This window comes from Streptomyces sp. NPDC047049 (assembly GCF_040643995.1).
GTDB lineage: Bacteria > Actinomycetota > Actinomycetes > Streptomycetales > Streptomycetaceae > Streptomyces > Streptomyces mooreae.
On record NZ_JBEYVM010000002.1, the window covers coordinates 99,652 to 111,520 of the forward strand.

Annotated in this window: 8 protein-coding genes; 5 read left to right on the plus strand and 3 right to left on the minus strand. The window is 71.9% G+C overall.

From position 1 onward, the window contains the following. Positions 1 to 139: 139 nt before the first annotated feature. The gene (locus ABZ851_RS04560; RefSeq protein WP_361122075.1) at positions 140 to 1,273 is read right to left on the minus strand and encodes an aminoglycoside phosphotransferase family protein; all 1,134 of its coding nucleotides are present in this window, start codon (positions 1,271 to 1,273) and stop codon (positions 140 to 142) included. A gap of 285 nt (positions 1,274 to 1,558) precedes the next feature. On the opposite strand from ABZ851_RS04560, the gene ABZ851_RS04565 reads away from it, so the two are divergent. Next, on the plus strand, positions 1,559 to 3,088 hold the full coding sequence (locus ABZ851_RS04565; RefSeq protein ID WP_361122078.1) for a hypothetical protein: 1,530 nt from the start codon (positions 1,559 to 1,561) through the stop codon (positions 3,086 to 3,088). Positions 3,089 to 3,270: 182 nt separating this feature from the next. Here the strand turns inward: ABZ851_RS04565 and ABZ851_RS04570 are convergent, their stop codons facing one another. Beyond that, the gene (locus ABZ851_RS04570) at positions 3,271 to 4,743 is read right to left on the minus strand and encodes a SpoIIE family protein phosphatase (RefSeq protein ID WP_361122080.1); all 1,473 of its coding nucleotides are present in this window, start codon (positions 4,741 to 4,743) and stop codon (positions 3,271 to 3,273) included. 311 nt (positions 4,744 to 5,054) lie between these two features. On the opposite strand from ABZ851_RS04570, the gene ABZ851_RS04575 reads away from it, so the two are divergent. From ABZ851_RS04575 to ABZ851_RS04590, 4 genes are all read left to right on the plus strand, one after another. Beyond that, positions 5,055 to 6,470, plus strand: coding sequence for a HEAT repeat domain-containing protein (locus tag ABZ851_RS04575; RefSeq protein WP_361122083.1), 1,416 nt, complete (start codon positions 5,055 to 5,057; stop codon positions 6,468 to 6,470). A 745-nt stretch (positions 6,471 to 7,215) separates the two neighbouring features. Continuing rightward, positions 7,216 to 9,012, plus strand: a complete 1,797-nt coding sequence (locus ABZ851_RS04580) for a DEAD/DEAH box helicase (protein ID WP_361122086.1) — start codon at positions 7,216 to 7,218, stop codon at positions 9,010 to 9,012. A 374-nt stretch (positions 9,013 to 9,386) separates the two neighbouring features. Continuing rightward, positions 9,387 to 10,028 (plus strand): helix-turn-helix domain-containing protein, encoded by a 642-nt coding sequence (locus ABZ851_RS04585; protein WP_361122089.1) that lies wholly within the window; start codon positions 9,387 to 9,389, stop codon positions 10,026 to 10,028. A 129-nt stretch (positions 10,029 to 10,157) separates the two neighbouring features. Beyond that, a complete protein-coding gene (locus tag ABZ851_RS04590) occupies positions 10,158 to 10,937 on the plus strand; it encodes a S16 family serine protease (RefSeq protein ID WP_088797868.1) in 780 nt (259 codons plus the stop codon). 30 nt (positions 10,938 to 10,967) lie between these two features. Here ABZ851_RS04590 and ABZ851_RS04595 read toward each other — a convergent pair whose 3' ends face one another. Further along, positions 10,968 to 11,861: a glycine betaine ABC transporter substrate-binding protein gene (locus ABZ851_RS04595; protein WP_361123702.1), complete on the minus strand. Its 894-nt coding sequence runs from the start codon at positions 11,859 to 11,861 to the stop codon at positions 10,968 to 10,970. Positions 11,862 to 11,869 lie beyond the last annotated feature (8 nt).

Sequence of the window (11,869 nt, forward strand, 5' to 3'; positions counted from 1 at the left end):
GCCGCCTGGGGAGGGAAGCCCGAGGGGCTGGGGAAGGGAGGCGAGTTGGCGCACATGGGTGAGCGGCGCACCCCGTACCCGGGTGCGCCGCTCATGGTCCCCCCTGCGGTGCCGGGTGACGTCCGGCACCTGTCGGCGGTCAGCGGGTGCCGACCGCCGCCCGTACCGCACGGCGCGCCATCTGGCAGTCGTCGTGCAGCCGGCGGAGGAGCAGCCGCTGCTCCTCGCCCGCCGCGGGCACGCCGGGTAGTCCCGGACCCGGTGTCCCCGTCGGCGTGGGTTCGCGCATGGTCCGTTGGACCGCGGTTTCATAACGCCGGATCTCGCGGGTGAGCACCAGCATCAGATTCACCAGGAAGGCGTCCCGCGAGGCCGGGCCCGCGTTCTGGGCGAGCTGGCTGATGTGCCGGCGGGCGACCGGCGCGTCGCCGAGCACCGACCACAGGGTCGCCAGGTCGTAGCCCGGCAGATACCAGCCCGCGCTGTCCCAGTCCAGGAGGACCGGGCCCGCGGGGGAGAGCAGCACATTGTTCAGCAGTGCGTCACCGTGGCAGAACTGGCCCTGGGTGTGCGACAGACCGTGCAGCAGCTTCTGCAGATCGCCCAGGTCACGGTCGGTGAGCAGCCCCAGGTCGTGGTAGCGGCCGATCCGGCCCGCGTAGTCCAGCGGGGTGTCGAACAGCCCGGCCGGCGGACGCCAGAGGTTGATCCGGCAGATCGCGCCCAGCGCGGCCCGTACGTCGGCCCGGGGCGGAGCCTCGGACGGGTGGCGGGTCAGCGCCGCGACGCGGCCGGGCATCCGCTCCACGATCAGCGTGCAGTTGTCGGGATCGGCCGCCACCAGACGCGGCACCCGTACCGGCGGACGATGCCGGACGAATGCGCGGTATGCACTTATTTCCTGCCGGAACCTGTCCACCCACGCGGGGGAGTGGTCCAGTAAACACTTGGCGACCGCGGTCATACGGCCCGTCGTGCCGACGAGGAGGACGGACCTGCCGCTGCGGCGCAGCACCTGCACCGGGTTGAACTCCGGGCAGATGCGGTGCACCGAAGCGACGGCGGCGCGCAACTGGGCGCCCTGCGGGCCGGACAGGTCGATTCTCCCGCTGAGCGGCTGGGAGCTTGTCCCCTGCATGCGCCGGGTGCGGCCGCCGGGCAGACCGGTGACCGCACCCGCGGAAGGCGCGGGGTCGAGATACGGCCCGCTTCCGGTGGGATGCGGGCGGTACGGCCGGGTGGGGGCGGTCACGGCGGACGATGCTGCATACATGGGTGAAACAGATCCCTTCGTGCGCCGGCGAGTTGCGTGCGCTCCCCGGCCCGGTGGTGGGAACCCGTGAACGGGCCCCGTGCAGGAGGCCGATCCAGGGTCCCCGTGAGGGGCGCGCACCCTGGGGAATGCGGTCCCGCCACCAGGCCGGGGGCGGCATATCTACAGAACACGTGCCTACGGGTGGCAGACCATCTGGCGCACCCTGGCGAACCCTGGCGAATGCCCACAGCCCATGTCAGCGGCCGTTACTGTCAACTCAGTCGAGGAACCTGGGGGCTTGACGTGGACAGGCAGCCGAACACCCGTCTCGCGGACCTTTTCGGCCTGGCCGGCTGGTCCAAAGGAGAGCTGGCGAGAATGGTCAACCGGCAGGCGGCGGCCATGGGGCATCCGCAGCTGGCGACCGACACCTCGCGAGTGCGGCGCTGGATCGACATGGGGGAGACCCCGCGCGATCCGGTGCCCAAGGTCCTGGCTTCCCTGTTCACCGAGCGCCTCGGCCGTGTCGTAACCATCGAGGACCTCGGGTTCGCAAGAACCGGTCGCGCGGGGAAACGGCAGGCCCTGGACGGTCTGCCGTGGGCTCCCGAACGGACCGCCGCGGTCCTCACGGAATTCACGGGAATGGACCTCATGCTCAACCGACGCGGCTTGGTGGGTGCGGGCGCCGCACTCGCCGCGGGCTCCGCACTCACCGGCGCCATGTACGACTGGCTGCACACCGAACCGGCCCCGGCCGGCGCCCCGCGCCACGACGCCATGTTCGCCTCCGGCTCCCTCGACGAACTCGACCAGATCGGCCTCGACCGCTATGAGGCGGCCCCTGTGGGATCGCAGGAGATCGACGCGCTGGAGCGCTCGGTCGAGGTGTTCCGCGCCTGGGACGCGGCCCGCGGGGGCGGGCTGCAGCGCAAGGCCGTGGTGGGCCAGCTCAACGAAGTGGGCGGCATGCTCGCCTACCGCCACCCCGATCATCTGCAGCGCCGGCTGTGGGGGGTGGCCGCCAACCTGGCGGTGCTGGCGGGCTGGATGTCCCATGACGTGGGCCTGGAGCCCACCGCCCAGAAATACTTCATCATCGCCGCCCATGCGGCGCGCGAGGGCGGCGACCGCCCGCGCGCCGGCGAGGCGCTTTCCCGTGCCGCCCGTCAGATGGTGCATCTGGGCCGTCCCGACGACGCGCTGGATCTGATGAAACTGGCCAAGTCCGGCTCCGGCGCGGAAACCCTGCCGCGCACCCGCGCCATGCTGCACACCATCGAGGCCTGGGCGCAGGCGTCCAAGGGCCATGGCCAGGCGATGCGCCGCACCCTGGGCGAGGCGGAGGACCTTTTCGTCTCGGACAAGGGCGATGTGCCGCCACCGAGCTGGATGCAGATGTTCGACGAGGCGGATCTGCACGGCATGCAGGCGCTGGCATTCCGTACCCTCGCCGATCACGATCCGTCGGCCGCCAGGATCGCCCAGCATCACGCCCAACGGGCGCTGAAGCTGCGGGAGAACGGCCGCCAGCGGTCGCAGATCTTCGACTACATCTCGATGGCCTCGGCCTGCTTCATCGGAAACGACCCCGAACAGGCCGACCGCTACGCCCGGTTGGCGCTGGTGTCCATCGGCGAGAACTCCTCGCACCGCACCTGGGACCGGCTCCGCGAAATGTTCCGGCTCACGGGGCAGTATGCGAACTACGCCAAGATCCAGGATCTGCGCGAGGAGATCCAGCATGTCCTGCCGAAGGAGAAGCCCAAGACCAAGGGGTCGGGCCTCGGCCCCGGCATCGGATCGGGAGTCGCGAAGAACTTCTCGGCCTGAGGCGGGCGGATGCACGGAGCGTGACGGTGTGTCATCCGTAAGGGTGACGTCCTTCTCGGCTCCGCTGCCTCACCCGTGGGCCGGCGGATCGCCCGCCGACACGGCCGACGTGTGCGCCGACGTGTTCGGGGCGACCGGCTCCGGATGCGCCGGTCCGCCGCCGACACCCGCCGCGGTGTGTCTCAGTCGCCGACCCTGGCGACCAGTACACAGGCGTCGTCCTCGCGGTCGGCGGTGCCGAACTCCTCGACGACGATGCGGACGCCGTCCTGGGCGCTGCGGGCCGCGGCGAACCGCGGTGCCAGAGCGAGGAGCCGTTCGGTGCCTTCGTGGAGGGCATGTGCGCCGTGCGTATGGCGGGGGACGAGGCCATCGGTGTGCAGGACGAGCAGGTCACCGGGCTCCAGTTGCTCGGTGCGCTGGGTGTAGGCCGCACCCGAGGTCGCCCCGAGCAGGACGCCCTCGGGCGGGTCCAGCGCGCGCCCCGTGCCGCCGCGGAACAGCAGCGGCGCGGGGTGCCCGGCCTGAGCCCACTCCAGGGTCCGCGTAGCGGCGTCGAAGCGGCCGCACACCGTGCTGCCCAGCGCCGGCTGAGCGGCGGTGTCCAGCAGTTGGTTGAGGAAGCACATCAGGGGCCCCGGCCGGTGGCCGGCGACGGCCATACCGCGCAGCGCGCCCAGCACCATCGCCATCCCTGAGGTGGCGGTGACGCCGTGTCCGGTGAGATCGCCGACGCTCAACAGAGTGGTCCCGTCCGGGAGTTGCAGCGCGTCGTACCAGCCCCCGCCGACCAGCGCACGGGTGCCGGACGGCAGATAGCGCCCGGCGAGGTCGAGGGCTACGGGACCGCCTTGCGGGAACCGCAGGGAGCCGCGCCACGGGGGGAGCACGGCTTCCTGCAGCTCGACCGCAAGCCGGTGCTCGGTCTGCGCGATATGCCGCTCACGGTGCAGCGAGTCACGGGTCTCGCGTACCGCCTGCTGGCTGCGGCGCAGCTCGCTGACGTCCCGCAGCACGGCCCACATACAGGCGGTACTGCCGTCGGCGTCGAGCACCGGCTCGCCCACCATGTGCACCGTGCGCAGACTTGCGTCCGGGCGCACGATGCGGAATTCGCCGTCGATCGGGCGGCCGTCCACCAGGCAGTCGGTGACCATCGTGGCCAGCCCCTCCTGGTCGTCGGCGTGCACCAGGGACGGCAGCTCGTCGAGGGTGAGCGGGCCGTCGGACGGGGCCCTGCCGAACATCGCGAACAGCTCGTCGGACCAGCTGACCTCGTCGGTGAGGAGGTTCCACTCGGCGCTGCCGACCCGGCGCAGCAGCGCGCCGCGTTCATGGGGCGCGGGCTCCGGCGGGGCCAACGGCAGCCCGGCCTCCGGAGCGTCCTCCTCGCCGTCCTCGTTCTCGGCGGGCAGGCCCTCTCTCAGCTGGTCGAGATGGCCCCCGAGGTCGTCGAGGTGATGCACGGCGAGATCGCACAGCGCCCGCTGCCAGCGCAGCTGCGGGTCGGCGGCGAGGCCGGTGTCCAACCCGGACTCCCTGCGCACCGCATCGAGGTCACCGCGCAGGCGGCGGGCCTGCGTGATGAGGGACTCGACCGTCTCGCGCTCGGGGGGCCGGTCTGCTGGGTGATCCGCGAAGAGAGGGGACGGCATGACGTACTCCGTGATCAGGCGGCGCCGGGCTGAAGGGCCGGTAACGACTGTTGCACAGGCGGCGACCGTCCGTAAGGGATTTGGCACTACCCGATACGGTGGTGCAGCTGGCATATGCCCCCGGCTTTCCGGGGCAATCCCGGGGCGAATCGGCGGAATGACAGCTTCCAAGCTAGGCTTCGGCCGCTGTACAGCAGGCGTTCCCGCCGATCCATGGTGGGAACGAGGCTTACGGCCCGCGGTCACCGGCAAGAATGCCGGTCAGCGGAAATCCCGTTGCCAGCCCGTCCCCCGCACCGGATGCTGACCTCATGTTCGATCCAGACATAGCGCCCAGTGGCACCCTGCTCGGCCTCCTGCAGCGAGGCCGCGGCGACGGGACCCTGCATGCCCTCGCGGCGCCGCGGGCCGAGGCGCTCGCGGCACTCAACGACAGCGTGCTGCGCGATCCCCGTCGCGACTGGCAGGTCGAGAACCGCTCGCTCTACTACGCGCGCCTCTACATGCAGCTCGACGGCGCGCTCGAAGAGATCGAACGCCACCTCTTCCACCCCGACGACCTCGTCGACACGGGCGAGGAGCGCACCGGTCTCGCCCTCGCGGTCCTCGGCCACCTCGCCGCCTACGGCAAGGACGCCGCCCGTCTGCTGCTGCGCAGCTATGCCGCGGCGGGCAGCAACTGGCGCTGGGCCCTGGACGAGCTTGCGCTGCGTGACGACGACGCCGGGCTGATGACCCTCGCCCCCGCCGTCCTCGCCCGCTTCCCGGAGACCGAGGAGGGCGACGCCGGCCTGGCCATCGCCGTCCGCGACGCCTTCGAGCCCCGGCCCTGGCGGCTGTGGGCCGAGGACCCCCGCTACGGCCCCCGGCTGGCCGCCGCCGGGGAACGGGGCTCCTTCGACCGCTGGCAGCGGCAGATGCGTCCCCGTGGACCGCGCCCCGGCTGGAGCGTGACCGAGGTGCTCCGATGGGCAGAGGAGAGCCCGGAGCCGATGGGCGAGGAACACCGCCACCTCGCCGCCGCCCGCTGCCTGGCCGTCGTCGCCGGCCCCGAGGACCGCCCCGAGCTGCTGCGCGCCGCGCGCAGCGCACCGGACGCGGCCCGCGCCGCCGTACTGCACCACCTCGCCGAACGCGGCGACCGAGACGTCCTCGACCTGATCGAGGACGCGGTCGCCGACCCCTTCTCCTCCGAGCGGCTGGCCTCCGCCGCCCTCGCCGCCTTCGCGCGGATGCGCAGCGTGGCCGCCGTCGCACGGGCCAGGGTCTGGGCGCCGCGCGCGGACCGGCTGGGTGCGTCCGCCGCCGCCATGCTCGCCCGCCGCGGCGGACGGCGCGACGCCGAGCCGGTACTGGCCGCCCTGCGCCGGACCGTCCGCGAGGAGGGGCCGGACGCCGACGGCCTGTGGGAGCTGGTCGACGGCACCGGCCGCCTCGGTGTCGCCTGCGCCGCCCCCGTCCTGCGGCACATCTACCGCGAGACGTCCTCCTCACACCTGCGCGGCCGGGCCGCCGGCGCGCTCGCCGTCACCGACCCCGGCTTCGCGGCCGGTTTCGCGGTCGAGTGCCTGTGGGACTGCGAGGAGACCACCAGAGAGCTCGCCGCCCGGCATGCCGCCACCGGGGACGACCGGGTGGTCGAACAACTGCGGCGTCTCGCGGCCGATCCGGCGGAGGAGGCCGAGGTACAAACGGCTGTGCGCAGCCGGATCGGGCCGGAGGCCTAAGTTTTCCCCACGTTTTTGGCTTTCCCGCCGGTTCGCTGCGCTTTGCCTCGGCCCGTTTTTGGCTTTCCCGCCGTTTCGCCTGCGCCTGGCGGCGGGCGGGGCGGGTCCGCTGCGCGGGGCTGTGGGTGCGGTGACGGGCCTGCGGGGCCGGTGTGTGGGACTGCTTCGCTTTACGCTCCGCTGCGCTCCGCCTTTGCTCTTTCTCGGAGCCTTCGGAAGCAAAGCCCCACACCCCGGCCCCTCCGGCCCGTCCCCTCCCGTGGGGGAGAAAGTGAACGTGTGTGGGGGCGGGCCACGGTCATAGCCGTGCGGGCCTCTGGCCGTTCCCGGCCGCCCGTGGGCAGTTTCTGCGTCGTTCACGAGGCGCCCCGGACCAGCCACGTCCACCCCCACCGGCCTTCTTCCCACCCCTCCACGGGAGGGGACGGGCCGGAGCGGGTGGGTGTCCGGACGTAAAGCGAAGCAGTCCGGACACCCACCCGCGCAGGCCCGTCACCGCACCCCGACAGCCCCGCGCAGCGGACCCCGCCCCGCGCAGCGGACCCGCCCGCCGAAGGGGCAACGGCGAGAAAGCCAAAAACGGGCCGAGGCAAAGCGCAGCGCCCCGCGCAGCGGACCCGCCCCGCGCAGCGGCACCGCCCGCCGCCAGGCGCAACGACGGGAAAGCCGACACCGTGGGAACCCGGCCAAGCGCAGCGGATAGGCTGACGCGGTTGCCGATCGCCGAGTTCAGCCGACGGAGACCGTGACTACCACCACCAGCGCCACCAATAACCATCACCTGTCCCCGGCCTTCCCGGGACGGGCCCCTTGGGGTACCGCGAACAAGCTGCGTGCCTGGCAGCAGGCGGCCATGGACCGCTACATCCAGGCACAGCCGAGAGACTTCCTCGCCGTCGCGACGCCCGGAGCCGGCAAGACGACGTTCGCGCTCACGCTCGCCTCGTGGATGCTGCACCACCACGTCGTGCAGCAGGTGACGGTCGTCGCGCCGACCGAGCATCTGAAGAAGCAGTGGGCCGAGGCGGCGGCCCGGCTGGGGATCAAGCTCGACCCGGAGTACAGCGCGGGGCCGCTGGGCCGCGAGTACCACGGCGTCGCGGTCACCTACGCCGGTGTCGGCGTACGGCCCATGCTGCACCGCAACCGGATCGAGCAGCGCAAGACGCTGGTGATCCTCGACGAGATCCACCACGCCGGTGACTCGAAGTCCTGGGGCGAGGCGTGCCTGGAGGCCTTCGAGCCCGCCACCCGGCGGCTCGCGCTGACCGGTACGCCCTTCCGGTCGGACACCAACCCGATCCCGTTCGTGACGTACGAGGAGGGCAACGACGGCATCCGGCGCTCCTCGGCCGACTACACCTACGGCTACGGCAACGCGCTCGGCGACGGCGTGGTCCGGCCGGTCATCTTCCTCTCGTACAGCGGCAACATGCGCTGGCGGACCAAGGCGGGCGACGAGATCGCGGCCCGGCTCGGCGAGCCGATGACCAAGGACGCGGTCTCGCAGGCCTGGCGTACCGCGCTGGACCCGCGCGGCGAGTGGATGCCGAATGTGCTGCGCGCCGCCGACCAGCGGCTGAGCGAGGTCCGCAAGTCCATCCCGGACGCCGGGGCGCTGGTGATCGCCTCCGACCAGGAGCAGGCGCGGGCGTACGCCAAGCTGATCCGGGAGATCACCGGGGAGGGCGCCACGCTGGTGCTGTCCGACGACACCGGGGCCTCCCAGCGCATCGACGACTTCTCGCAGTCACAGGACCGCTGGATGGTCGCGGTCCGGATGGTGTCCGAGGGCGTCGACGTGCCGCGGCTGGCGGTCGGGGTGTACGCCACCACCATCTCGACGCCGCTGTTCTTCGCGCAGGCCGTCGGGCGTTTCGTGCGCTCCCGCAAACGCGGCGAGACCGCCTCCGTCTTCCTGCCCACCGTCCCGATGCTGCTCGGCTTCGCCAACGAGATGGAGGTCGAGCGCGACCACGTCCTGGACAAGCCGAAGAAGGACGGGGAGGAGGACCCGTACGCCGAATCCGAGAAGGAGATGGAGGAGGCGAACAAGGAGCAGGACGAGGACACCGGCGAGCAGGAGCAGTTCTCGTTCGAGGCGCTGGAGTCGGAGGCGGTCTTCGACCGGGTGCTCTACGACGGTGCCGAGTTCGGGATGCAGGCCCATGCGGGCAGCGAGGAGGAGCAGGACTACCTCGGCATCCCCGGGCTGCTGGAGCCGGACCAGGTGCAGATGCTGCTGCAGAAGCGGCAGGCCCGGCAGATCGCGCACAGCAAGAAGCGGCCGGACGCGGAGGCGGACCTGCTGGAGCTGCCGGCCGAGCGGCGGCCCGTGGTCACGCACAAGGAGCTGCTGGAGCTCAGGAAGCAGCTGAACACGCTGGTGGGGGCGTATGTCCACCAGAGCGGGAAGCCGCACGGCGTGATCCACACCGAGCTGCGGCGGGTGTGCGGCGGGCCGCCGAGCGCGGAGGCCACCGCCGGGCAGCTGGGTGAGCGGATCAAGAAGGTACGGGAGTGGGCCACGCGGATGAAGTGAGTCCGCTCGGGGCCTGTGGTCGGTGAACCGCAGGGGGCGGTGTGCCGGATGTGTCCGGCGCACCGCCCCCGCCGTCGTTTCCGCCCCTGCCGCCGGAACGACCCTGTCGCCCGAACGACCCTGTAGCCCTGCCTGAAACACCACGGGACGTTCTGAACGGACCTACAGGGATATTCAGGGCGGGAAAGCCCGGATTCTGGACGGACTCTTCCGCTTACCGGACCGGCTCGCTACTGTCCCGGTCACGCACACGCCCCGTGGCAGCGCCGCCGCGGAGCGCAGCCGGTGCCATGCGGCCGGCGGCCTCTAGCGCGCGCTGCTCCGGGACTCGCAGCGCGTCGCGTCCGAGGGCCGCCACTCACCCAGGAGGCGTCGTGACCGCAGAGACCTCCCAGACTCTCGACCGAGGGCTGCGCGTCCTCAAACTGCTTGCCGACACCGACCATGGGCTGACCGTCACCGAGCTCTCCCACAAGCTCGGCGTCAACCGCACGGTGGTCTACCGTCTGCTGGCCACGCTGGAGCAGCACGCTCTGGTCCGCCGCGACCTCGGCGGCCGCGCCCGGGTCGGCCTGGGCGTGCTGCGCCTGGGCCGGCAGGTGCATCCGCTGGTCAGGGAGGCGGCGCTGCCCGCGCTGCGGTCGCTCGCCGAGGACGTGGGGGCCACCGCGCACCTCACCCTCGTCGACGGCACGGAAGCGCTGGCCGTCGCCGTGGTGGAGCCGACCTGGACCGATTACCACGTGGCCTACCGGGCGGGCTTCCGTCATCCGCTGGACCGGGGGGCCGCGGGGCGGGCGATCCTCAAGGCCCGGCAGGGCCGCCTGCAGGACGCCGGACTCACCCTGACCCACGGGGAGTTGGAGGCCGGGGCGAGCGGCGCGGCGGCACCGCTGCTCGGGGTGAGCGGCATCGAGGGCAGCGTGGGCGTGGTGATGCTCGCGGACACCGTGTGCGAGCGGATCGGGCCGCGGGTGGTCGACGCGGCCCGCGAGGTGTCGGAGGCGCTGCGCTGAGGCAGGCGGGACGGTGAAGACCGGACCGGGGGACGGCCGGGACCACAGGGTGTGAAGGGGCGGTGGCCGTGTGGTGAGGCCGCAGCGCCTTACGGCCCTGGTGGTGCGGGGGTCAATTAGGCTGGCGGGGTGTCCTCACGCACCCGTGCCCTGGCGCTCTGCTCCGCCCTTGTCCTGGCCCTCGTCCTCACGGCGGTCCTCGCCCCGCTGCCGTTCGCTGTCGCCTATCCCGGTATGACGGCGAACGTCCTCGGCAACGACAAGGGCAAACCGGTGATCACCATCACCGGCGCCGGGACCCGTAAGACGAGCGGCCAGCTGCGGATGACCTCGATCGTCGCCACCGGACCGGACGCCTCCGTCCACCTGCCGGACATCATCGAGGGCTGGTTCCGTACGGACGAGGCCGTGATGCCGCGGGAGGCGGTCTACCCGGTGGGCAACAACACCGAGGAGATCGCCGAGCACAACGCCCGGCAGATGGAGCAGTCCCAGGACACCGCCACCAGCGCCGCGCTCGGGCAGCTCGGCAAATCCGCCAAGGACATCAAGGTCAAACTGAGCCTCGCGGACGTCGGCGGCCCCAGCGCCGGGCTGATGTTCGCCCTCGGCATCGTCGACAGGCTGGACGGCGACGGCGCGGGCCACGACCTGACCGGCGGGCGCACCATCGCGGGTACGGGGACCATCACCGCCGGCGGGAAGGTCGGCGCGGTGGGCGGGGTCCCGCTGAAGACGCAGGCCGCGCACCGCGACGGCGCCTCGGTCTTCCTGGTCCCGCGCAAGGAGTGCGCCGACGCGCAGGCGGAGCTGCCGAAGGGGATGCGGCTGATCCCGGTCACGACGCTCGACGGCGCGGTGGACGCCCTGAAGGCCCTGCGGACCGGCGGCAAGCTGCCCAGCTGCTGAGCGGCCCCTGCCCCCCGGGCGCCCCGTACCTCACCCCTCCTTGATGAACCCCTCCCGGATCAGCCAGTCCTTCGCGACCTCGTGCGGGTCCTCGCCGTCCACGTCGACCCTGCGGTTGAGCTCCTGGGCGACGGTGTTGTTGAGGGCCTTGGTGACCGGGGCCAGGACCTCGGCCATCGCCGGGTACTTCTTCAGGGCCTCGGCGTTGATCTCGGGGGCCACGTTGTAGTTGGGGAAGAAGTGCTTGTCGTCGGCGAGGACGTGCAGGTGCATCGCCTTGATCCGGCCGTCGGTGGTGAACACCTCGCCGAACGCGCAGGTGCCCTTCTGCGTCTCGGTGTAGACGACGCCGCCGGTCATCTTGCGGACGTTGGCCGACGGCACGTTCATGCCGTACGCCCGCGCCATGCCCGGCAGCCCGTCGTTGCGGGTGGCGAACTCGTTCTCCACGCACATCGTCACGGCGCCGGGCTTCCGGTGGGACAGCGCCGCGACGTCCGAGAGGTCGCGCACCGCCAGCTTCTTGTAGTTCGCGGTGTTCAGCGCCAGCGCGTAGGTGTTGTTCAGCCGGGAGGCCGGCAGCCAGACGATGCCGTTCTTCCGGTCCTCGTCGCGGACCGCCTTCCACTGCTCCCGCGGATTGACGATCGGTTTGGTGTGGCCGAGGTAGGTGATCCAGCCGGTGCCGGTGTACTCGTACGCGGCGTCCGCCGTGCCGGACTTGACGGCCTCCCGGGCGCCGATCGAGCCCTGGATGCTGGTCTTGTCGATGACCTTGGCACCGGCCGCCTCGAAGACGATGCCCATCATCTGGCCGAGGATGATCTGCTCGGTGAACTCCTTCGAGGTCACGGTCAGCTGGGCCCCGCTGAGCGGGCGGCCCGGGTAGCCGGCCTTCGGCCCCGGCAGCACGTTGTCGCTCATCGCACTGC

What these genes read in the sequence shown, in the direction of transcription:
- ABZ851_RS04570 (WP_361122080.1), bottom strand. Translation starts at nt 4,743, where the DNA reads ATGCCGTCCCCTCTCTTCGCGGATCACCCAGCAGACCGGCCCCCCGAG.
- ABZ851_RS04575 (WP_361122083.1), top strand. Translation starts at nt 5,055, where the DNA reads ATGTTCGATCCAGACATAGCGCCCAGTGGCACCCTGCTCGGCCTCCTG.
- ABZ851_RS04595 (WP_361123702.1), bottom strand. Translation starts at nt 11,861, where the DNA reads ATGAGCGACAACGTGCTGCCGGGGCCGAAGGCCGGCTACCCGGGCCGC.
- ABZ851_RS04560 (WP_361122075.1), bottom strand. Translation starts at nt 1,273, where the DNA reads ATGTATGCAGCATCGTCCGCCGTGACCGCCCCCACCCGGCCGTACCGC.